This window comes from Polaromonas sp. P1_E12 (genome assembly GCF_056405975.1).
Genome location: NZ_JBFUBB010000010.1, coordinates 14,651 through 34,419, shown reverse-complemented (window position 1 = coordinate 34,419; position 19,769 = coordinate 14,651). Strand labels below are relative to the sequence as shown.

Sequence of the window (19,769 nt, the reverse complement as noted above, 5' to 3'; positions counted from 1 at the left end):
CTCAGAGGTTCAGCGGTCAAGCCACCGGCAGATGCCCTGCCACTGTTCCATGTCTTTTTCAACACGGCTGGGTGCCACGTCAAACACCGTGAGCCCCCGCGCGGCCAGGTGAATGTAGTTCTGCGTGTCGCGCAGGTAGCCCAGCACCGGCAAACCCAGCCCCTCAACGAAACTGCGCAGCTTGTCGGCGGCAATCGTGCGTGAATCCACGCGCATGCCGACAATGCCCACCTGCATCTTGCCGGCGTGCTTGTGTTCGGCCAGCTGGTCCAGGAAGGTGCGCGTGGCAAAGATGTCGAAGACGCTGGGCTGCAGCGGCACGATGACCTTGTCGGCCAGCTTCAAGACATCGTTAAAGCGCGAGCCATGCAACCCGCCGGGCGTGTCGAGCACCACATGCGTCGTGCCCTTGGGGGGTTTGACGATCAGGTCTGCATTCACATCCCAGGTGGCAATCGGCCGGGCGGCGGGCGGCCGCAGCCCCAGCCACAACCGTGAAGACTGCTGCCGGTCGGCGTCTCCCAGCATGACCGCATGGCCCTGGCTGGCAAAGTATCCGGCAACGTTGGTGGCCAGCGTCGTTTTGCCGACGCCCCCCTTCGGATTGGCGATCACAACCACGGGCATGCGAATCTCCTCGGTTTGGAACTTGTCGTTCCTGGGAACTCTTGGTCTTGCTTTTCCGCTATGGTAACGGCATGGACACAGTTCTCACAACCACTGATAAATCGGCGGGCAGCACGGCAAATCCAGATATTTATGTCATTGCGGCCCATCCTGCCTGGCGAGAATCACGGGTCAACCGCCCGCTGATGGAGGCCGCGAAGGCCCTGCCGCGTGTCCAGGTGCAAGACCTGTACTCGAGCTATCCCGACTACGCCATCGACGTGCCCAAAGAGCAGGCCGCCCTGGAACGCGCGCAACTGGTGGTACTGCTCCACCCCATGCATTGGTACTCGATGCCCGCGCTGCAAAAGCTCTGGCTGGACGATGTACTCACCTACGGCTGGGCCTACGGCGAAGGTGAGGAGGAAGGCGCAAAAGGCCGGGCACTGCAGGGTAAGGACCTGTGGCTGGTCGCCACCACAGGCGGCCCCGAAACGTCCTATCACCCACAAGGCTACAACCGCTACTTTTTTGATGCCTTCCTGCCGCCGTACGAGCAAAGCGCCGCGCTGTGCGGCATGCGATTTTTGCCGCCTCTGGTGTTGCACGGCGCCCACAGCGTTGACAGGCAAACCGTTGCCGATCACATCGCAACCTTCCGCCAGCGCCTGCAAAGCTACCCCGACTGGCCCGAGCTGGAAGACCTGGAGCAATGCGCCGCCTGCGTGGTTCCGATGAAGGATCGGCCTGCGCCAGAAGCTGCGGCCGACTTGCCGAACGGACACGCTGCGCGGCTGGCCGTCGGGCCGCCCCAAGGCCAGGCAGCCCCTATTGAAAGTGAAAGGGGCAGCGTAACGCCGAAGGCACACGGAGTGAAAAGCGTGGGGGCTAGATAACATGGAGCACGCACCCGCCTGGCTGACCAACAGCTTTATCTACCTGGCCGCCGCCGTCATTGCCGTGCCGCTGGCCAAAAAACTCGGCCTCGGCTCCATCATCGGCTACCTGGCCGCCGGCATCGCCATAGGCCCCTGGGGCCTGGGGCTGGTTACCAATGTGCAGGACATCCTCCACTTCGCCGAGTTTGGCGTGGTGTTGATGCTGTTCCTGGTGGGGCTGGAGCTGGAGCCCAAGCGCCTGTGGAATTTACGCCGGCCCATCTTCGGCTGGGGCAGTGCCCAGGTGCTGGGCTGCGCCGCCCTGCTCATGGGCGTCGCGATGGCATTTGGCGTGAGCTGGCAGATTGCGCTGGTGGCCGGCCTCGGGCTGGCGCTGTCGTCTACCGCCATCGCGCTGCAGGCCATCGGCGAGCGCCACCTGATGCCGACGTCGAGCGGCCAGGCCGGGTTTTCCATCCTGCTGTTCCAGGACGTGGCGGCCATCCCGATTCTCGCGCTGTTGCCCCTGTTGGGCGCAATCGGTGGAGAAAATGAGGCTGTAGCGCATACCAGTCGTGCGCTGGAAGCTATCAAAATCGTAGCGGCCATCGTCGGCATTATCCTGGGCGGCCGCCTGCTGCTGCGGCCCCTGCTGCGCTGGATCGCCAACAGCGGCACACCCGAAATTTTCACCGCAGCCTCGCTGCTGCTGGTGGTGGGCATTGCGGCGCTGATGCAGTTCGTCGGCCTGTCGATGGCCCTGGGCGCTTTTCTGGCAGGTGTGCTGCTGGCGGAAAGTGAATACCGCCGCGAACTCGAAACCGATATCGAGCCGTTCAAGGGCCTGCTGCTGGGCCTGTTCTTCATTGCCGTCGGCATGAGCATCGACTTCGGCGTGCTCTGGAAATCGCCCGGACTGATGGCCGCCATCCTGGTGGGCTTCCTCGGCCTGAAACTGGTCGTGATCTACGGCCTGGCGCGCCTCATGAAGCTGCCTTTCCAGGAACGCCCGGTGTTCGCGGTGCTGCTGGCGCAGGGCGGGGAGTTCGCCTTCGTGGTGTTCCAGGCAGCAGCCGGTGCGCATGTGTTTTCTGCGGAAACCGCTTCCCTGCTGATAGGTGCGGTGGCGCTGTCCATGCTGCTGAGCCCGCTGCTGCTGGTGGCCGTCGACAAGCTGCTGCTGCCGCGCTGGGCCGGCTGCGACACGCCGCAACTCGAAGAAATTTCCGAGCAGCAAGAGGCCCCGATCATCATTGCCGGTTTCGGCCGCTACGGCCAGATCATCGGCCGCATGCTGCTGGCCCAGGGCATTCCGGCCACCGTGCTGGACCACGACGCGGAAATGGTCGAAACCGTGAGGGCGTTCGGCTACCGGGTTTTTTACGGCGATGCGACGCGGCTGGACCTGCTGCGCACTGCCGGCGCGGCCACGGCCAAAATCCTGGTGCTGTCGGTCGACGACATGGAGCAGTCGCTCAAGATCGTTGACCTGGCGCGCGAGCATTTTCCGCAAATGCAGATCGTTGCCCGCGCACGCGACGTGACACACTGGAACGCGCTGCGTGACCGCGGCGTGATGCAGGTGGAACGTGAGGTGTTCGAGTCCAGCCTGCGCAGCGCGCGTACGGTGCTGGAGCTGCTGGGCCAGCCGCCGCACGAAGCGCGCCAGGCGGCGATGCGCTTTCGCCGGCACAACCTGGAGCTGTTCGAACGCATGTACCCGCATCGCAAGGACCGCACCAAGGTCATCGCCGTAGCCACCCAGGGACGCCTGCAGCTGGAAGAACAGCTGGCCCAGGAACGCCAGCAACAGGCGCAGCGCCGGCCAGTTGCCTGGCAGGGCCAGGAATCTGAATAAAATGTCGCGCCAGCCCTTTAGCAACGGGCGCCAGCAGCTATCGTTTTTATAGCAAAAAAAATGAGGCAGTCGGCGGCCTACCGGTTCGACTGATCCTCGCGCCGCCGCTGCTCCATGACCCGCCGTTCCACACACACCGGGTGCTGGGCGAAGCCCGGCTTGGCACACTGCTCAGACATGCAGATCTGGAAACCGAGGAGGATGCGCCCTTCACAGGCCTGCCGCGGATTGCCGGCCGCTGCCTGCGGCGCCGGTGTGGCAGCGTGGTCGGTCGCCGAAGGGGAAGGGGTAGCCGCGGATTTGGGCTGAGCCTGTTTGGCCTGCCGCTCTTTTTCCAATGCAGCCTTTCGGGTGGCGGCAGCAGCCGCAAGCGCCGCCCTGGAGGCCGCAGACAGGGGTGCCTTCGCCACAGAAGAGGAAGCAGCCGAGGCCGCAGGCTGGGCCTGCGCAGCTGGCACTGCGGGTGCAGCTGCAGCAGGCGCCGCAGACACCACGGGCGAAGTGGAAGCTGCTGGTGCCACCCTCGCCGCGCCGGGCGCTGCCTTGGCCGCTATATTGGCCGGTATGGCAGACGGGGCGGCAGGGGCAGCGCGGCCGGAAAGGGATTTCCATCCAAGGCCGATCACGGTCACCGCCACCAGGCCCGCCAGACCCCACACCAGGTAGCGGTAGGGTGCAGGTGAAGCTGCCTTTGCGGGTGCCGTTGCGACCCCGGGCGACGCCAGGGGACTGCGCCGCCGTGCCGATTTTGACTTTATCGGCGGCAGTGCGGCGTCGTTGGTATTCGCGGCTGGGCTCCTGGCGGGAATTACAGCTGCACCTTGCGTTGGCCGGCCGCTGGCAGGCTCAGGTGCTGCCGGGCTCACGGCTGCCTCGCTAAACACGGTCTCCGGCCAGTCGGTGGATGCGTCATGCGCTTCCTGGTCCGGTTGAGCCGCCGCAACCACCACCGGTGTCCCCAGGCGCGTGGCATCCGGGTCATCGGCGGCGGGTTTCACCGGCACATGAGGCGGCAAAGGCGCCTTGGCTGCCGCCTCTTCAAGGGCCTTCCAGGCCATGTCGGTGTCGGCCGCGGAGGCGGATGCGCTGGCCGGCGCTGGAGGGGCTGGCGGGGCTGGTTGTGTATCGGGACGCGGAACAATCAGCGTTCCTGTACCCAGGCGCCGGCCGATGTCCGAGTCGTCTGCGCCAGGCACGCCGAGTTTTTTGAGGCGGCGGCGCGCCAGGTCGGCATAGATACCCGACGGGAACTTGGCCAGAAAGCCCTGGATGTCTTCCACATCCATGGACTCCTTGATGTCTTTCCAGTAGACGAGCTCGAGCTCCTGCGTCACGACCGAGATGTTGGCGCTGGTGCCCGACGGCTGGTCAACCAGCGCTTCGCCGGACAGCATCGTGGAAGTCCAGGTTGAACTGCTGCCGGGCCCGGGCGGCACGGCGGTCGGAACCACCGAGATATCGGGCGCCTCGCGTGCCGCGGCCTGCAGCGCAGCAAGGAACTCCTGCGCGCTGGCATAACGCTGGTCGCGCGATTTGGCCAGGGCCTTGGCCACCACGGCATCCAGAGCAGCGGGCAATCGGGCATTGAACGCACCCGGCATGACCGGGGTATGCCCGACGATCTGCTGGATGGTGGCGAAGTCGGTGTCACCGTCAAACGGCCGTTTCCCGGTAAGTAACTGATACAGCACGATGCCGGCAGCAAACAGGTCGGCGCGGGCATCAATCGGCCGGCCCTGCACCTGCTCGGGCGACATGTATTTCAGCGTTCCGACCATGGAACCCTGCGTACGGGTGGCTTCGCCGGAATCCTGGATGCGCGCCACACCAAAGTCGGTGAGCTTGACACGCCCGCTCGTCTCGATCAGCAGGTTGGCCGGTTTGATGTCGCGGTGGACGATGCTTTGCCTGTGCGCGTAATCCAGCGCCGAAAGCAGGTCACCCATGATGCCCAGGGTTTGCTCCAGGGTATAGAGGTTGCCCTTGTCCAGGTGGTGCTTGAGGTCGTCGCCGTCGACGAATTCCATGACCAGGAAGGCAATGTCGCCGTCACGGTCGGAGTCATAGACGCTGACAATATGCGGATGCTGCAGGCGCGCCGCAGACCGGGCCTCGGTGCGAAAACGCACTTCGTACTCTGCGGCGGCTTCTTCCGAAAGATTTTCGACCTTGATGGTCTTGATCGCCACGCGACGGTCAAGGTTGGGATCCCGCCCCTCATACACCAGCCCCATCGCCCCCTTGCCGAGGACGCGGATGAGATCGTAACGGCCAAGTTTCTTGAGACTCATGAGGGAATGGAAATGGACGTAACTGGCGGAAACCGTGCTGCGGGCCTGAGGGGGACGCCTACGTCTTGAAACAAAAAACGATTCTAGCCTGCATCATGCAGCGAAAAAGGTCCGGAATCCGCCCTCTTCCGCGGATCAGGTCCTGATGGAAAACGTGACAAGCGGGGCATTTTCGTCGGTACGCTCGCAGCCCGGCACGATCTGGCCGCTGCCAACCAGGTAGCACTCGGTGCGCCGCAGCACCACCGCCTCACTCTGGTTGCCAAGGTACACCCAGGTGCCGTAGCTGGAAGCGTCCGTCAACACAAAATGCCCGCCACGCCATTCGAGGGTGGCATGCATGCGCGAAACACGGGGGTCGTTTAATGTCAGCGCCGCATCGGCGGCCCGGCCCAGCGCCAGCTTGCTGCTTTTCGAATCCAGCCTGACAGTTTGCTCCGCAAAGCTGAGTTCGAGGAAGGCCTGGCTGGGTGAAGAGAACATCGAACGCCCGGCCATCGTGGCATCCTCGTCGCGGCCAGCCTGCCATTCGACCCGGTAGACATGGCTGGCTTCAGCCCTGCCGCGAAGGTACATGGGGCCCATGCTGCGCAGGGATGCCCTCTGGGCGGGCAACAGGGCGGTCCAGACGTTTTCGGTCGTGAGGATCTGGGCGGCACCCGCAAGGTCTGCGAGCCGGGCGGCGGAATTGACGGTGTCACCGAAACAGTCGCCGTCGATTTCAACCACTTCACCCGACTCGATACCCATCTGCATCTGTACCGGGGTGCCGCTGCCGCCCGGCTTGATCGGTTTTTCCTGAAGGCGCTTCTGGATGCTGATGCAGGCGGAAAGCGCGTCGCCCTCGTTGGGAAACACCACAAAGAGGCCGTCACCCAGCAACTTGACCACACGCCCCTGGTGTTGCTGGAAGACCTGGCTCAGGACGCCGATGAGCTGGGTCACGAAGTGCGATGCTGTTTCATCGCCCAGCCGTTCGAACATGCTGGTGCTGCCCACAAGATCCGCAAAAACGACTGTGGTCATGAAGGGCGTTAGCCGCGGTGCGCGCTTCTTGTTCTCATGCCAGCGATTCTCACAGAAATTTGCAGTGAAGAGGCCGGTGAAATTCCCGGGCTCCCCGCAAGAAACCAGCGGATGCGCCGGGTTTCACAAGCCGCAGTAGACGGGAAAGGGAAATACCGGTAAAGCAATTGCAGAGGTTCGCATGGCAATCCGTGCCGGCCACTTCACGCTTCTAGCGGAAAGCGTCCCAGAGCAGCTTGCACCCGGTCAGCAACATGCCGACATACAGCAGACGATAGAAAAGCACCGGGCTGATGCTCCGGGCCATGCGCACGCCTATCCACACGCCCAGTGGCGCCAGCGGCAGCAAAACCAGCGACGTCGCCATATTGCGCAGGTCCAGCAGACCCAGCCAGGCGTATGGAATCCATTTGGAAAGGTTGATGACAAAAAAGAAAGCGGCCATGGTAGCCGTGAACTTCACCGGGCTCAGGCGCATGGGGATCACATAGGCGCTCAGCGGCGGGCCACCTGCGTGAGATACAAAGCTCGTGAAGCCCGAGGTCACCGTCAGAATGGCGCCCAGCCACTTGGGCGGCGGCGGGCTGTCGGGCCGGGGAGGGAACAACAGGCGCTGCGCCAAAAACAACAAGGTGAATATTCCCACCACCCCTGCCACGACTCGGGCGTCCAGCACCTTGAACAACAGCGCCCCCACCACGGTTCCCACCAAACCAAAAGGGATCAGGAATTTCAGAAACTTCACATCGAAGTCCCGGCGAAAAGCCGCCAGCCCCAGCAAGTCCATCAGCAGCAGCACCGGCATCAGGATGGCGGCGGCCTGCGGCACGGTGACCGTCAGCGCCATGACGGGAACCGCAAGAGACCCGAAGCCGGCCCCAAAACCACTTTTGCTGATGCCCAACATCAGCACGGCGGGAATTGCCACGGCATAGAAGAAGGCGTCGGTGATCAGCGGGAAATCCATGGATTTATGTAAAAAACATCGGTTACCCAAAAGGGACGGGCGCAAGCAGCTATTAAAACAATAGCAAACCGGAACCAGGGATGTATTTCACCACAGGCCGTCCATGCAATGGCGATTGCCTCAGGCGCCCCCGCGCGAGGGGATGCCCAGTCACCGGTCTGGGCTAGACACGCTCCAGAATCACCGCGATGCCTTGGCCTACGCCGATGCACATGGTGGCCAGCGCGTAACGGCCACCGCCCTTGTGCAACTGGTTGACGGCCGTGGTGGCCAGCCGCGCTCCCGAAGCTCCCAGCGGATGGCCCAGCGCGATCGCGCCGCCGTTGGGGTTGACGCGCGGATCGTCGTCCCGCACACCCAGCATGCGCAGCACAGCCAGGCCTTGTGCGGCGAAGGCTTCGTTGAGTTCGATCACATCCATCTGCGCTATCGTGAGACCGGTGAGCGCCAGCACTTTTTGTGTGGCCGGGGCAGGGCCGATGCCCATGATGCGCGGCGCCACACCGGCCGTGGCCATACCGACCACGCGCGCCTTGGGCGTAAGGCCGTTTTTTGCGGCGGTGGCTTCGTCGGCCAGCAGCAACGCACAAGCGCCGTCGTTCACGCCACTGGCATTGCCGGCGGTCACCGTGCCGTCGGGCCGCACCACGCCCTTGAGCCTGGCCAGCGCTTCGAGCGAGGTTTCGCGCGGGTGTTCGTCTTTGCTCACCACGATGGGGTCGCCCTTTTTCTGGGCAATCGTCACCGGCGTGATTTCAGCGTCGAAGTAGCCGGCCTTTTGTGCGGCCACGGCTTTGAGCTGGCTGGCCAGCGCCATTTTGTCCTGGTCTTCGCGGCTGATCTTGTAGTCGGTAGCGACGTTCTCGGCCGTCTCGGGCATGGCATCAACGCCGTATTTTTCTTTCATCAGCTTGTTGATGAAACGCCAGCCGATGGTGGTGTCATACACCGCATTAGCGCGGCTGAAGGCGCTCTCGGCCTTGGGCATGACAAAGGGCGCGCGGCTCATGCTCTCGACGCCGCCTGCGATCATCAAGGTGGCCTCGCCCGACTTGATGGCACGTGCGGCACTGCCCAAGGCATCCAGGCCCGAGCCGCACAGGCGGTTGATGGTGGAGCCCGGCACGTCCATGGGCAGGCCGGCCAGCAGCGCCGCCATGCGTGCCACGTTGCGATTGTCTTCCCCGGCCTGGTTGGCGCAGCCGTAGAGCACATCCGTGACTGCCTGCCAATCCACGTTCGGGTTGCGCGCCATCAGCGCCTTGATCGGGATCGCACCCAGGTCGTCGGTGCGCACACTGCTGAGGGCGCCGCCGTAGCGGCCGAAAGGGGTGCGGATGGCGTCGCAGATAAAAGCTTGGGTCATGGTGTGTGCTTTGAAAGAAGTGAGATCAACGATCAGGCGGCCGCAATCGGCAGGCCCACCAGTTTTTCAAGTTCGGCGTGCGTGAGGCCTTCGACGGTGTCGATCAGCTTCAGGCCCTGCGGTGTGCATTCCAGCGTGGCGATGTCGGAGTACACGCGCTTGACGCAGGCGATGCCGGTCAGCGGATAAGTGCATTGCTGCACCAGCTTGCTGGCGCCCTGCTTGGTCAGCAAATCCATCATCACCCAGGTTTGCCGCGCGCCTATGGCCAGGTCCATGGCGCCACCTACTGCGGGAATCGCGCCCGGCTCGCCGGTGCTCCAGTTGGCAAGGTCGCCCGTGGCCGAGACCTGGAAGGCACCCAGCACGCAGATATCGAGGTGCCCCCCGCGCATCATCGCGAAACTGTCAGCGTGGTGAAAGAAGGAGCCGCCCTTGAGCAGCGTCACCGGCTGTTTGCCTGCATTGATCAGGTCGTAGTCTTCCTCGCCCTCGGCAGGTGCGGGGCCCATGCCGAGAATGCCGTTTTCGCTTTGCAGGATGACCTCGCGCCCGGCCGGCAAATGGTTGGCTACCAGCGTGGGCTGGCCGATGCCGAGGTTGACGACGGCCCCGTCAAAAATGTCTTGCGCGACGCGGGCTGCGAGCTGGTCTTTGGTACGGCGTTGGTAGGTCATGGTCATGCCGCCTTTTTAAAACCGCCGGCTTGCGTGGCGGTGCGAGGGATTTTGACGATGTGATGGACAAAGATGCCGGGCGTGACGACGGCTTCAGGGTCCAGGTTGCCGAGCTCAACGATGTCATGCACGGTGGCAATCGTCTTCTTCGACGCGGTCGCCATCACAGGACCGAAATTGCGCGCAGCCATGCGGTAGGTGAGATTGCCCCAGCGGTCGCCTCGCTCGGCCTTGATGAGGGCCACATCGCCATGAATCGGCATTTCCAGCACGTAGTGCTTGCCGTTGATCTCACGGGTTTCCTTGGCAGTGCCGTCGGCGTTGCGCGCCAGTTCGGTGCCGTAGCCCGTGGGGCAGAAGAAGGCGCCTATGCCTGCGCCCGCAGCGCGAATCCGTTCCGCGAGATTGCCTTGGGGCACCAGTTCGAGTTCCAGCTTGCCGCTACGGTACAGGCCGTCAAACACCTGGCTATCGGCCTGACGCGGAAAGCTGCAGATGATCTTGCGCACGCGCCCGGCCTTAAGCAGCGCCGCCAAGCCCGTTTCGGCATTGCCGGCATTGTTGTTGACGACCGTCAGGTCTTTGGCGCCCTGCTCTATCAGGCCGTCGATCAACTCATTGGGGATGCCGGCGGTGCCGAAGCCGCCAATCAGCACGGTTGAGCCGTCTTTCACATCCGCCAGCGCGTCTGCGACGGAGGCGGCAATTTTGTTGATCATTCCAAAGTCTCCAGCTGCGGGCGGCTTGCAGAAATCATCCAGCCACCACTTAAATATTGTTCGACATAAGAACAAGAGTTCGTATAATGAATTCTAGGAGATTTTGATCACCATGGCAAACGCCGCATCCACGCCCATTACCGGCCCCAGGCCCGGAGACGCTTACGTCCAGTCGTTTGCGCGCGGGCTCGAGGTTATACGCTCGTTCAGCACCGAAGCACCGCGGCAAACACTGACTGAAGTGGCCGGTCGCAGTGGCTTGAGCCGTGCGGGCGCGCGCCGCATTTTGCTGACGCTGGAGACGCTGGGCTACGTGCACAACGACGGCAAGCTGTTCAGCCTCACGCCACGCATCCTGGACCTGGGCTTTGCCTATCTGTCCTCCATGCCGATCTGGAACCTGGCTGAGCCGGTGATGGAAGCGCTGGTCGCGGAGGTCAAGGAGTCGTGTTCAGCCGCGGCTCTGGACGGAACAGACATCGTCTACGTGCTGCGTGTGCCGACGCACAAGATCATGAGCATCAGCCTGGGCGTGGGCTCGCGCCTGCCGGCTTACTGCACGTCGATGGGGCGGATGCTGCTGTCGGCCCTGCCTGAGGCCGAAATCATGAAATGCCTGCAGGCCTCAGAGCTGACGGCACGCACCAAGTACACCGTGACCGACATCAAGGAGCTGATGGCCAAGGTCGCGCAAGCCCGCAAGCAGGGGTGGTCGCTGGTGAATCAGGAGCTGGAGGAAGGACTGGTGTCGATGGCCGCACCGATCACCAACCGCGCCGGCCAGACAGTGGCAGCGCTCAACATCAGCGGCCAGGCCAACCGCACCAGCGCCAAAGCCATGCAGGAAACAATGCTGCCGCAACTGCTGGCGGCGGCACAGGCAATATCGCGCATGTTGATCTAGACACACCCCCGTCCGGGCTCACTTCGTGTAGCTTGTTCCCCCCTCAAGGGGGCGGCGCCTGCGGCCCGGCAAAGCCGGTTCCGCGGCCCCTGCTGGTGTGAGACGGGGCCGTCGGTTACGACTTTTTGAAGCCGACGACGAGTACGACGGCGCCCAGCACGATGGCGCCCAGGCTGAGCCATTGGGGAATGTTGACGGACTCTTTTTCTTTCACGGTCAGCTGGATGGGGCCGAGCTTGGCAGCCGTTGTGTCCTTGGTGAAGCTGAAGCCGCCGGTGAAAAAGCCGGCCAGGCCCAAAACGATCAGGATAATGCCTGTGATGCGTGCTGCGTTCATGTGAAATCTCCTCGCCGGGCTTGTGGATGGTTGTGGAATGGCCTTACCCCGGAACTGCGCCACCGTGCCTCGTAATGTAGGCAGCAGCAGGAAAACTGTCTGTAGGACGCAACCAGCGAGCGCTGTGGCCCAAGCGCTGATAAGCAAACCATCACGCCGGCAACGGGAACCGCCTGCGTGATAACCTTTCACCATGTTCACCCCCTCGCAAGCCGACGTACGCCGTTTTTTCTGCTCTGTTTATGCCAAGGTCCGCGCCGGTCAACCGATGGAGGCTATCGAAACCATAGCAAGTCAATGGATTGAAGAGCATCCCGAATACCATGCGGACTTTGCCGACGCCGACAGTGCGCTCGAAAAAATGTACGACGTGGAAGCGGGCAAGACCAACCCCTTTTTGCATCTGTCCATGCATTTGTCGATCAGCGAGCAATGCTCCATCGACCAGCCTCGCGGCATTCGCCAGGCCGTCGAGCTGCTGACGGCCAAACGCAACTCACTGCACGATGCGCACCACGAAACCATGGACTGCCTGGGGCAGATGGTCTGGGAGAGCCAACGCGCCGGACGCCCGCCCGACGGCGCGGCCTACATCGACTGCGTGCAGCGCCACGCCACTAGGGATTAGCCCCCACAGTTCCTCATTGCGCGTGTAGCGCCCTGCCCCGAGGGGGTCGCTGCGCCTGCGGGCTGGCAAAGCAGGATCCGCGGCCTCTGCTTGAAAAGAAAAGGATCCCCTTCCCCCCCCGATTTCGCGTCTGGTAATTGACCACAAAAAAACGCCGCTTGGTCAGCGGCCTTCTGTTTCAGAGTGCCCTCAAAGGCTGCGCCCGTGGCGCGGACGATACGGGCGCACGCTGCGCTCCGCTGTTGTTCTGCGGCACTGGCCTGGAATGGGTGGGCGCGCTGCGTACCGGCGCTTGCTTGAGAACGCCGGGGTTTTGCAGAATCGGCAACGGCAGGTTGTTGCTGGAATCATTTCTCGGTGCGGGGCTCAAGGGCTTATCCGAATGCGGAATGCCCGGATTCAGAACGGGCTCTTTGCAGGTAATGGTGTAAAACTTCTGCTCTGCCTGGGCGACGACTTTGCCTTCCAGGTTGGTGAGGTTGAAACCGATGCGCACTTTCTGCGTCTTCATGGGTGGCTTGCCTCCCGCGGGCGGTCCCGCCAGCGTATCGGCAAATCCGCCTCCCGTCGGTTTCCAGTCGAGCTCGCGCTTGCCGAACACATGCTTGACCTGATTGGCAGGCACTTCAATATCCTGCAAGGCCGTCAAAAAATGATCGCCAAGAAACAAGCCCTTGCCGTGAAACGCACTGCCCGCATTGATCGTGGTGTGCAGCAGCACAGCACTTGGGCAGATTTGTCCATCGACCATAACAGTGGAGGCGGGTTCGATATTCATGTTGACCTTGGGAACCGTGGCGGCCTGCAAGCCCTGTGGGGCGGGTTTGCTGCACTCCATGTCATAGGTCTTCCAGGCCGACTCGAACTTGGGCGACACGCCGACGATGCGGATGCTGCCTGCTTCGCCGCCATTCGGGTTGTTAGGAACATCGTATTTGTACGAGAAGAAAGCGGTTTTCGAATGGTCGGTCGTCACCGTTTTGATGTCGCTTTTATTCCCGTTGGTATGTTCGTAGCGGAATTTCACCTGCGCGTTCGTGACGTTGGTTTCAATCACACCAGACAGATTCACCTTGCATGCACCGTTGGCAGTCGCTGTTTCAATAATGGTGAGCGACGATTGTGTGACACCAACGCCCGCTTGCAAGTCGCTGATGCCTTGGGGCACCTGCGCACCCGCCCACTGCATGCAGACGACTTTGGCAAACGCTTCCGCATCTGGTGGTGATTCAAAAATTTGTGAGGTGTCGGTGTCGGCAATACTGGTATAGGTGATTTTGTATTTGCTGGTGGTTTTGATGTTCAGCGTGTAAGGCTTGTCGAAGATTGCGGTATTGCCTTTTCCCTGGTTACGCAGGGTACCGGCACGCGCGTTACAGACCTCAACAGCGAAGAGTTCAATGAGATACCGGCCGACGTTCATGGTAATGAACTTGTCGACGTTGGTGGGCCGGTCACCGTATCCATAGCTCTTGCTCACAACGCCCCACTCCGCCCCGGGTGGACGGCCGGGGCCGAACTCCCAGCCCAGGGTTTTGCCAAGGGCGCTGAAGCGCGGCGCAACATTCCAGTTTCTGATGCGATCCTGTCCGGCCGCCATTTGCAAATGCGCATCGAACTGAATCGGCTGGCTCCCGTGTTTCGCAGGGGATAACCGGGTGTAACTCGCACCATTGGACTCAACGTAGATTGTTGGGGCCGAGGTATATCTGACCCAGACATCCACATCTTTGGCCCGCAGCGGTGTACACACGGTGAACAAAATTGCCGCAACCAGCAACAACATGAATGCAGGGTGCCAGGCAGGCGCGTTGCGAATTCCGGCTTGGCTCGAAATGAGGGTTTGCATGATGAACTCCTTAAGGTCTTCGCTCGAATTCTTCGCACCAACGCGAAGTGGCTTGTTTCGAAAGCAGGCTTGACTGCCTTCTGAAACATGAGTCGGGATGTGTACCAAAAGGGTTCAAAAAGTTCTTTTGAACCCCATACCGACGTATTCCGACTCACCTGCATCGGGCGGACGCCGGATACCCCATTCAACCGGGTTGGTTGAAAGCTTCTCTAAAGGAGACGCATCATGAAAAAACAAGCCACAGCTCTATTTGCAGGTCTGGCGCTGACCATCGCAGGCGCTGCCACTTCGGGCTCCTGTTACGCGATGGGCGAAACATCGAACGCCGTTGAGGTACCACCAAGATCTGACATGTCTCGGAAATCAGCAACTCAAAAATCTGCACCATCGCTTGAGATGTCTGACTGCAATCACAACGGCGTCGATGACCTGGACGAGTTCTTTCCGCCAGACTGCTACGGAACGCTCACGAGCAGCGGTGGCAAATAAACACCACACGGACTGCAATCACAACGCCTGGCAAGGTGCGCGTCAAAGAACTTTGAACTCCCCTGCCGTCAAGATCGACTCAGAGAGGGCGCGGGATTTTCCCAGCCCTCTCGCTCACGGTGACGCGGCGAGACAATTTCCTCAAGGAGATCCATCATGAAGAAGCCGTTCTCTGTCTTACTCGCCGGATTACTGTTCGCCTTTTGGGGAGGATCCATCAGCTGCGCAGCAGCAAAAAATCCCAGTCCTCTTATGCCAATCGCAGACAAAGCCCAAATCGGACCTGATCCGCAACGCCGTGCAATCGTCTGCAATACAGCGGCATCGCCACAGTGGTGCTGGGGCGACTTCATCATTCATTGCGGGCACTCCAAGGGCGTCATAAGCACCAATCCTGACGGCACCATCACGTGCACCATCAACTGACTGAAGCAAGTTTCAATCCCCTCATCAAGGATGACCATCATGAAAAAATCCGCTGTATTCCATACCGCGCCCGTGGCGCTGGCATTCCTGTTCGGTGCGGGCTGCCTGCCTGCAGCCTATGCTGCCAATCCGGCCGGCACCCAGCACCTGAAGCCATGCCCACCGGGCACAATTGGCGATTGCGACCGCCGCTATGCCTCACCCGGAGAACCAGCAAGGGCTGTCACATCTCCGGCGACCAATCTGCCACTCAAGACACCGGGGTTACCGCCTCCTCCAACAGTGCACCCAGCCGGCGGAAATAATGCTGCGCCGGTTGATCCGAATGCAGTTGAATCACTGCAGGCAAATGGTTTGCCGGATCTTTTCATTTACCGTTTTTACAAGGCCCCACAAGAGGCAGGTCTGCCGGCAGGTTTTCCGTTCGTCGAGTTTTGCGGCTCCAACGACGGCCAGGGCGGGCCTTCCAGGCGCGTCTATTTTGAAGTGCATAACCGCGGCACCGTGCCCTCTCCGAGTAGCAAGGTCCGCGTGCGGTTTGTGAATCCAAACACGCAACAGGCGCAGACGGTGAATGTGTCGGTTCAGGCTCTGACGGCCCACTCGCATGTGGCAAAGAAGGTGACCATTCCCAAAGGATGTTATTCAGCAGGCTCGAATGCGCAATGCAATTTCACCATCACCGCAGATCCCGACACACAAATAGCAGAGCGCTTTGAAAATAACAATGTGCAAAGTGCATTTTGCGTTGGCCCGACGAATTGAGGCGCGGACATCAAGACAGCGTACGGACACTGGCACCGGCTGGAGGCGGCGAGCCAGGACGCTGAGAAGAACAGGAAAGCGACGGCCCGATTGTCAATGCCAATCGGGCCGCAGTTTAATTTTTGCATCGAGGCATCTACCAGTTTCCCCATCACCAGCCACATTCAGGGTGATGCGCGCTGACAGCGGTCAAGCGAGGCGCTGAGTGCGCCTGCCCTGGCAGTAGGTCAGGAACCTCGGCCAGACGAACCTGAGGAAAGCGCGCGAGGCGTCTTCGCATCGGACTTCACACCAGGCGACGCTGCCTCCGGGGGCGGATTGGTGCAGCCAAAATCCCCCCAGGTGCAATGCTCAAAGTCGTCGATCGACGAGGCGGCCCTAGCCTGAAGATTTACGCTCCCCAAGGTAAGCAGTATGGAGATAGCTATTGACGCAGTAACTTGCGAGGTGATTGGTTTCATATGTCTTCCAATGGTTGGGTTAAGCGCCACCGGGCACATTGCCCGGTGACTCCAGTGAGTCAGACACCGCCGCACAATGGTTCAAAGTATTTGCACTCAGCGCGTGACGCGGCTCTTGCCTTCTGCGGTGCGTACCTGCACACGATCACCTTTTTGGAAAACTTCGTCGCCAGCCTGCACGACGGAAATTCGCTGGCCATCGTCGAGTCGCAGGCTTATCTCGAGTCCTTTGGCTTTCGACATATGGGCCTCTACGGCCTGCCCGGCAAAGCCGCCAGCAACGCCACCCAGGACTGACGCCGCAAGCTGTCCATTTCTATTGGTATTGGTGCTCCCCAGTGCTGCACCAACACTGCCCCCGGCTGCAGCACCAGCGCCACTGACCCCACGTTCAATGGTTACAACGCGTACATCGGTCACCGTGGCCATGACAATGCTGTGGGCCTTTTGGGTATCAGCGTCGGTGTAGACATCATTGGAGTAGCTGCGCCAGGCGCAGCCCTGGGTAGACAGCACACTGGCCAGCACGGCAGTAACCAGAAGGTGGCGTTTCATGGTGTTTTCCTTTCAGGTGATGGGTCACCAATGAGTCGGAGTTGTTGCGCGGTCGGTTCAAACACAAAATTCATTGAACCTTTCACCGCCAACTGCCGACTCATCACACGTTGACTTCTCCATACACAAAATACGCCATGCAGGTTTATACTTCCCAAAATTTCGGCGCCATTGATTTGCTCGCCATACGGACATCAATTCGGGAGGTATTGTGGGAGATCGTTCTGATCCATCGACCGACCCGGAAGCGCAGGCCCTGCAAGCCGACCTTGCCGCCATTGTTCGGCGCGACGAGCAAGCCATGAAGCGCTTTTACCAAGCCCTGGCACCGTCGGTCTACCAGTTCTCCATGCGCCGCTTGAGTGACCCGGTGCAAGCCCAGGAAGTGGTTGTGGAGGCGCTGTATGAAGTGTGGTGCCATGCCGCCAGTTTTGCGGGGCAGTCAAGCATTCGTACATGGGTGTTGGGCATTGCCCGTTACAAGCTGCTCGACAAATTGCGTGAACGCTATCGCCATCAGCATGTCTCATTTGATGAGCAACTGGATTCGCAGTCTGACAACCATGTGGAACCAGAGTCCGATGCCCCCACGGGGTTCGAGCGCGTGGTACAGCGCGAACACCACGACATGATTGCGCACTGTGCGAGCAAGTTACCGCCGGACCAAAGAGAAGCACTTCACCTGGCCTTGTACGAGGACATGCTTTTGGCCGATATCGCCCACGTACAAGCTTGCCCGCAGAACACGGTGAAGACCCGCCTGTTTCATGCGCGCCGCAAAATGAAAGAGTGTTTGCAGCGTTTGTTCAAAGATGTCGAAGGTCCAATGACCGGAGTCCGCCATGACTGAACACGACACTGATGCAGTTAACAAGCAACAGTTGCGCGAACTGTTGCCGTTTCATGCGAACCAGACGCTGGATGAAGCGCAAGCAGAGCAAGTACGTGCCGGATTGCAACGGTATCCCGAATTGGCGGCTGAGCTGGCCTGGCTGCAAGGCATGCGAAGGACTGTTCAAGACCTGCCACTGGACCCTCTGCCCGCCGGCGATCTTGGGTGGTCAACGCTTGCTGCGCGCATCGAGGCGCAACGCCAACCCAAGTTGGCCCGCCCTGGCTCAGCCGACACCGCCTGGCCTGAAATGCTGCGGACATGGCTGCAACGCAACCTCATTCCTATCATGGCAACCGCCTGTGCCGTGCTGGTGGCGCAGGCAGTGGTAATTGCAACACTGGTGCAGCAAGATCCAGGCTATGTCGCGGCAGGCGCGCCTGAGCCGGTATTGAGCACTTCATCGGGCGTTTTGCTGCACGCCACCATTGCTCCAACGGTGACACAAGCACAATTGACCGAGACACTGCACCGCCACAAGGCAACTATCGTGCAAGGCCCCACAGCGCTGGGCATCTACACCCTGCAAATCAAACCCGCTGGCGATGGCGAGCCCGAATCGCGCAATGCGGCGGTTTTGGCACAACGTTTACAACGCGAGGCAGCCACCGTTTTTGAGACTGTCACGCCCGCTGGAGACCGTTGACCATGCTCCGCATTGCGATATTCATCGTGCTGCTGCAAACAGCCTGGGTATCCGGGTCTTTGGCTCAACGCACCCCTGACCCCGGCTCATTCAGGGCAGCTCCAGCAATACCCAACCCCGGTTTGGTGAACCGGGGCTCCATAACTCCACCTCCAAGCTCACCGCCAATAACTACGGCGCCCGGGAACCCCCCAGGCACCGTCACGCCACCTGGGCGTGAAATCAATATTCCAGGATACCCGGCACTACCGTCCCCGCGAGCCACGCCCAGCGTCGCTCCGATATCACCCAGCGACGTTGAGACGGGCCAGGTATTGCTTGTGTCGAAAGACCTGGCGGCCATGCAGAATGTACTGAACGCTCTGGCTAACGAAAATACGCAGCCAATTGCCTCCACCAGGTTGAACACACTGGGATGGAGCCTTGCGCTGTTTCAGTTTGCCGACCATGCCGCGGCTGCACAGCGGGTAACCCAATGGCAACAACGGTTTTCGCAGCTTAGTGTGGACTTCAACTATCTGTACCGTACACAGGCGGGTGCCACCGGCAGGGAATATGCGGTGGGCATGCTGGATTTGCCGCCTCAGCCCGCAAAAACCGGTGCAGCATCCAAAGCCAGCTATCAAGCCCTCCGGTCCGTCCGCGTTGGCATGCTCGACACCGAGGTAATGCCCACCGCGTGGCTGCGTGACGTCACGCTCGCCAACAAGCCCTTCGCAGCAGAAAGTCCAACCGCCGCCCTGGATCTGCCAGCTCATCCCGCCCACGGCACCGCTATCGCAAGCCTTATTGCACGTGTTGCGCCGTCAATACGTCTTTTTAATGCTGTCGTCATGTCGGCAAAAGGGGAACAAACTGTTACCACCAGCTACCGGTTGATTCAAGGGGTCGACTGGCTGCTGGAACAGCGTGTGCAAATCATCAATATGAGCCTGTCTGGCCGGTACGATAAAAACGTCGCAATGACAATCGCCGAACTTATGCAGCGGGATGTTTTGCTGACAGCCGCCGCAGGCAACCACGGCAGCAGTGCACCACCCGCTTACCCCGCGGCCTATGCAAACAGCTACACGGGCATGCTGGCGGTTACTGCGATCGATGTTGAAGGACAGCTTTATAGCCAGGCCAATCACGGCGCTTACATTTCAGTGGCGGCCCCCGGTGTCAATATTTGGGTACCCCTTGCGCCGCCCGCGCCACACCTGCCCTCGGGTGTTGCTGCACGCTATGTCAGCGGTACCTCCTACGCCAGTGCCCATGCCGCAGGCGCCGTTGCGTACTGGTTGAGCAAGAGAAAAGTGAGCGTGACCGCGCCTTACCATTTCTGCGAAACCGCAAAAGACCTGGGCCCCACGGGGCGCGACGATGCATTCGGTTGCGGGCTGCTTCAAGTTAACGCGGCGCTCCGGCGACCCGGCACGTAGCC

Annotated in this window: 20 protein-coding genes; 10 read left to right on the top strand and 10 right to left on the bottom strand. The window is 61.0% G+C overall.

Features of this window, described 5'->3' with window-relative positions; genetic code table 11:
- Positions 1-9 precede the first annotated feature (9 nt).
- A complete protein-coding gene (locus tag AC1D13_RS22275; protein ID WP_457282227.1) occupies positions 10-627 on the bottom strand; it encodes a nucleotide-binding protein in 618 nt (205 codons plus the stop codon).
- A gap of 71 nt (positions 628-698) precedes the next feature.
- On the opposite strand from AC1D13_RS22275, the gene kefF reads away from it, so the two are divergent.
- Both kefF and kefC read left to right on the top strand, forming a co-directional pair.
- Positions 699-1,502 (top strand): glutathione-regulated potassium-efflux system oxidoreductase KefF, encoded by an 804-nt coding sequence (gene kefF, locus AC1D13_RS22270; RefSeq protein ID WP_457282228.1) that lies wholly within the window; start codon positions 699-701, stop codon positions 1,500-1,502.
- A gap of 1 nt (position 1,503) precedes the next feature.
- A complete protein-coding gene (gene kefC, locus AC1D13_RS22265; protein WP_477690305.1) occupies positions 1,504-3,342 on the top strand; it encodes a glutathione-regulated potassium-efflux system protein KefC in 1,839 nt (612 codons plus the stop codon).
- 77 nt (positions 3,343-3,419) lie between these two features.
- Here kefC and AC1D13_RS22260 read toward each other — a convergent pair whose 3' ends face one another.
- The 6 genes from AC1D13_RS22260 to AC1D13_RS22235 all read right to left on the bottom strand — a co-directional run bounded on the left by AC1D13_RS22260 (position 3,420) and on the right by AC1D13_RS22235 (position 10,388).
- On the bottom strand, positions 3,420-5,633 hold the full coding sequence (locus AC1D13_RS22260) for a serine/threonine-protein kinase (protein WP_477690304.1): 2,214 nt from the start codon (positions 5,631-5,633) through the stop codon (positions 3,420-3,422).
- Between the two features lie 135 nt (positions 5,634-5,768).
- The gene (locus tag AC1D13_RS22255) at positions 5,769-6,659 is read right to left on the bottom strand and encodes an adenylate/guanylate cyclase domain-containing protein (RefSeq protein ID WP_457282231.1); all 891 of its coding nucleotides are present in this window, start codon (positions 6,657-6,659) and stop codon (positions 5,769-5,771) included.
- Positions 6,660-6,870: 211 nt separating this feature from the next.
- A complete protein-coding gene (locus AC1D13_RS22250; protein WP_457282232.1) occupies positions 6,871-7,626 on the bottom strand; it encodes a sulfite exporter TauE/SafE family protein in 756 nt (251 codons plus the stop codon).
- Between the two features lie 163 nt (positions 7,627-7,789).
- A complete protein-coding gene (gene pcaF / locus AC1D13_RS22245; protein WP_477666656.1) occupies positions 7,790-8,992 on the bottom strand; it encodes a 3-oxoadipyl-CoA thiolase in 1,203 nt (400 codons plus the stop codon).
- A gap of 32 nt (positions 8,993-9,024) precedes the next feature.
- Positions 9,025-9,675 (bottom strand): 3-oxoacid CoA-transferase subunit B, encoded by a 651-nt coding sequence (locus AC1D13_RS22240; RefSeq protein ID WP_477648347.1) that lies wholly within the window; start codon positions 9,673-9,675, stop codon positions 9,025-9,027.
- Complete coding sequence (locus AC1D13_RS22235; protein WP_457282235.1) at positions 9,672-10,388, bottom strand: 3-oxoacid CoA-transferase subunit A; 717 nt, start codon at positions 10,386-10,388, stop codon at positions 9,672-9,674. Before AC1D13_RS22235 ends, AC1D13_RS22240 begins: the two co-directional genes overlap by 4 nt.
- 112 nt (positions 10,389-10,500) lie before the next feature.
- Here AC1D13_RS22235 and AC1D13_RS22230 point away from each other — a divergent pair, with 112 nt between their 5' ends.
- Positions 10,501-11,292, top strand: coding sequence for an IclR family transcriptional regulator (locus AC1D13_RS22230; RefSeq protein WP_477690303.1), 792 nt, complete (start codon positions 10,501-10,503; stop codon positions 11,290-11,292).
- Between the two features lie 115 nt (positions 11,293-11,407).
- Here AC1D13_RS22230 and AC1D13_RS22225 read toward each other — a convergent pair whose 3' ends face one another.
- Positions 11,408-11,629, bottom strand: a complete 222-nt coding sequence (locus AC1D13_RS22225; RefSeq protein ID WP_457282237.1) for a hypothetical protein — start codon at positions 11,627-11,629, stop codon at positions 11,408-11,410.
- Between the two features lie 193 nt (positions 11,630-11,822).
- Between AC1D13_RS22225 and AC1D13_RS22220 the strand changes: the two genes are divergently transcribed.
- Complete coding sequence (locus AC1D13_RS22220) at positions 11,823-12,257, top strand: DUF1841 family protein (protein WP_457282238.1); 435 nt, start codon at positions 11,823-11,825, stop codon at positions 12,255-12,257.
- A gap of 178 nt (positions 12,258-12,435) precedes the next feature.
- Here the strand turns inward: AC1D13_RS22220 and AC1D13_RS22215 are convergent, their stop codons facing one another.
- The gene (locus tag AC1D13_RS22215) at positions 12,436-14,106 is read right to left on the bottom strand and encodes a hypothetical protein (RefSeq protein WP_457282239.1); all 1,671 of its coding nucleotides are present in this window, start codon (positions 14,104-14,106) and stop codon (positions 12,436-12,438) included.
- Positions 14,107-14,334: 228 nt separating this feature from the next.
- Between AC1D13_RS22215 and AC1D13_RS22210 the strand changes: the two genes are divergently transcribed.
- The 3 genes from AC1D13_RS22210 (at position 14,335) to AC1D13_RS22200 (ending at position 15,789) form a co-directional block, all read left to right on the top strand.
- Positions 14,335-14,598 (top strand): hypothetical protein, encoded by a 264-nt coding sequence (locus AC1D13_RS22210; RefSeq protein WP_477690302.1) that lies wholly within the window; start codon positions 14,335-14,337, stop codon positions 14,596-14,598.
- A gap of 156 nt (positions 14,599-14,754) precedes the next feature.
- A complete protein-coding gene (locus AC1D13_RS22205) occupies positions 14,755-15,024 on the top strand; it encodes a hypothetical protein (RefSeq protein ID WP_457282241.1) in 270 nt (89 codons plus the stop codon).
- Between the two features lie 39 nt (positions 15,025-15,063).
- Positions 15,064-15,789: a CARDB domain-containing protein gene (locus AC1D13_RS22200; protein ID WP_457282242.1), complete on the top strand. Its 726-nt coding sequence runs from the start codon at positions 15,064-15,066 to the stop codon at positions 15,787-15,789.
- A gap of 557 nt (positions 15,790-16,346) precedes the next feature.
- On the opposite strand, the gene AC1D13_RS22195 is transcribed toward AC1D13_RS22200, so the two are convergent.
- The gene (locus AC1D13_RS22195) at positions 16,347-16,805 is read right to left on the bottom strand and encodes an outer membrane lipoprotein (protein WP_457282243.1); all 459 of its coding nucleotides are present in this window, start codon (positions 16,803-16,805) and stop codon (positions 16,347-16,349) included.
- Positions 16,806-17,016: 211 nt separating this feature from the next.
- Between AC1D13_RS22195 and AC1D13_RS22190 the strand changes: the two genes are divergently transcribed.
- The 3 genes from AC1D13_RS22190 (at position 17,017) to AC1D13_RS22180 (ending at position 19,767) form a co-directional block, all read left to right on the top strand.
- Positions 17,017-17,655, top strand: a complete 639-nt coding sequence (locus AC1D13_RS22190; RefSeq protein WP_457282244.1) for an RNA polymerase sigma factor — start codon at positions 17,017-17,019, stop codon at positions 17,653-17,655.
- A complete protein-coding gene (locus tag AC1D13_RS22185; protein ID WP_457282245.1) occupies positions 17,648-18,343 on the top strand; it encodes a hypothetical protein in 696 nt (231 codons plus the stop codon). Before AC1D13_RS22190 ends, AC1D13_RS22185 begins: the two co-directional genes overlap by 8 nt.
- A gap of 320 nt (positions 18,344-18,663) precedes the next feature.
- Positions 18,664-19,767, top strand: coding sequence for a S8 family serine peptidase (locus tag AC1D13_RS22180; protein WP_457282246.1), 1,104 nt, complete (start codon positions 18,664-18,666; stop codon positions 19,765-19,767).
- Positions 19,768-19,769 lie beyond the last annotated feature (2 nt).

What these genes read in the sequence shown, in the direction of transcription:
- AC1D13_RS22260 (WP_477690304.1), bottom strand. Translation starts at nt 5,633, where the DNA reads ATGAGTCTCAAGAAACTTGGCCGTTACGATCTCATCCGCGTCCTCGGC.
- AC1D13_RS22225 (WP_457282237.1), bottom strand. Translation starts at nt 11,629, where the DNA reads ATGAACGCAGCACGCATCACAGGCATTATCCTGATCGTTTTGGGCCTG.
- AC1D13_RS22255 (WP_457282231.1), bottom strand. Translation starts at nt 6,659, where the DNA reads ATGACCACAGTCGTTTTTGCGGATCTTGTGGGCAGCACCAGCATGTTC.
- pcaF (WP_477666656.1), bottom strand. Translation starts at nt 8,992, where the DNA reads ATGACCCAAGCTTTTATCTGCGACGCCATCCGCACCCCTTTCGGCCGC.
- AC1D13_RS22215 (WP_457282239.1), bottom strand. Translation starts at nt 14,106, where the DNA reads ATGCAAACCCTCATTTCGAGCCAAGCCGGAATTCGCAACGCGCCTGCC.
- AC1D13_RS22250 (WP_457282232.1), bottom strand. Translation starts at nt 7,626, where the DNA reads ATGGATTTCCCGCTGATCACCGACGCCTTCTTCTATGCCGTGGCAATT.
- AC1D13_RS22275 (WP_457282227.1), bottom strand. Translation starts at nt 627, where the DNA reads ATGCCCGTGGTTGTGATCGCCAATCCGAAGGGGGGCGTCGGCAAAACG.
- AC1D13_RS22235 (WP_457282235.1), bottom strand. Translation starts at nt 10,388, where the DNA reads ATGATCAACAAAATTGCCGCCTCCGTCGCAGACGCGCTGGCGGATGTG.
- AC1D13_RS22195 (WP_457282243.1), bottom strand. Translation starts at nt 16,805, where the DNA reads ATGAAACGCCACCTTCTGGTTACTGCCGTGCTGGCCAGTGTGCTGTCT.
- AC1D13_RS22185 (WP_457282245.1), top strand. Translation starts at nt 17,648, where the DNA reads ATGACTGAACACGACACTGATGCAGTTAACAAGCAACAGTTGCGCGAA.
- kefF (WP_457282228.1), top strand. Translation starts at nt 699, where the DNA reads ATGGACACAGTTCTCACAACCACTGATAAATCGGCGGGCAGCACGGCA.
- kefC (WP_477690305.1), top strand. Translation starts at nt 1,504, where the DNA reads ATGGAGCACGCACCCGCCTGGCTGACCAACAGCTTTATCTACCTGGCC.
- AC1D13_RS22220 (WP_457282238.1), top strand. Translation starts at nt 11,823, where the DNA reads ATGTTCACCCCCTCGCAAGCCGACGTACGCCGTTTTTTCTGCTCTGTT.
- AC1D13_RS22200 (WP_457282242.1), top strand. Translation starts at nt 15,064, where the DNA reads ATGAAAAAATCCGCTGTATTCCATACCGCGCCCGTGGCGCTGGCATTC.
- AC1D13_RS22205 (WP_457282241.1), top strand. Translation starts at nt 14,755, where the DNA reads ATGAAGAAGCCGTTCTCTGTCTTACTCGCCGGATTACTGTTCGCCTTT.
- AC1D13_RS22230 (WP_477690303.1), top strand. Translation starts at nt 10,501, where the DNA reads ATGGCAAACGCCGCATCCACGCCCATTACCGGCCCCAGGCCCGGAGAC.
- AC1D13_RS22240 (WP_477648347.1), bottom strand. Translation starts at nt 9,675, where the DNA reads ATGACCATGACCTACCAACGCCGTACCAAAGACCAGCTCGCAGCCCGC.
- AC1D13_RS22210 (WP_477690302.1), top strand. Translation starts at nt 14,335, where the DNA reads ATGAAAAAACAAGCCACAGCTCTATTTGCAGGTCTGGCGCTGACCATC.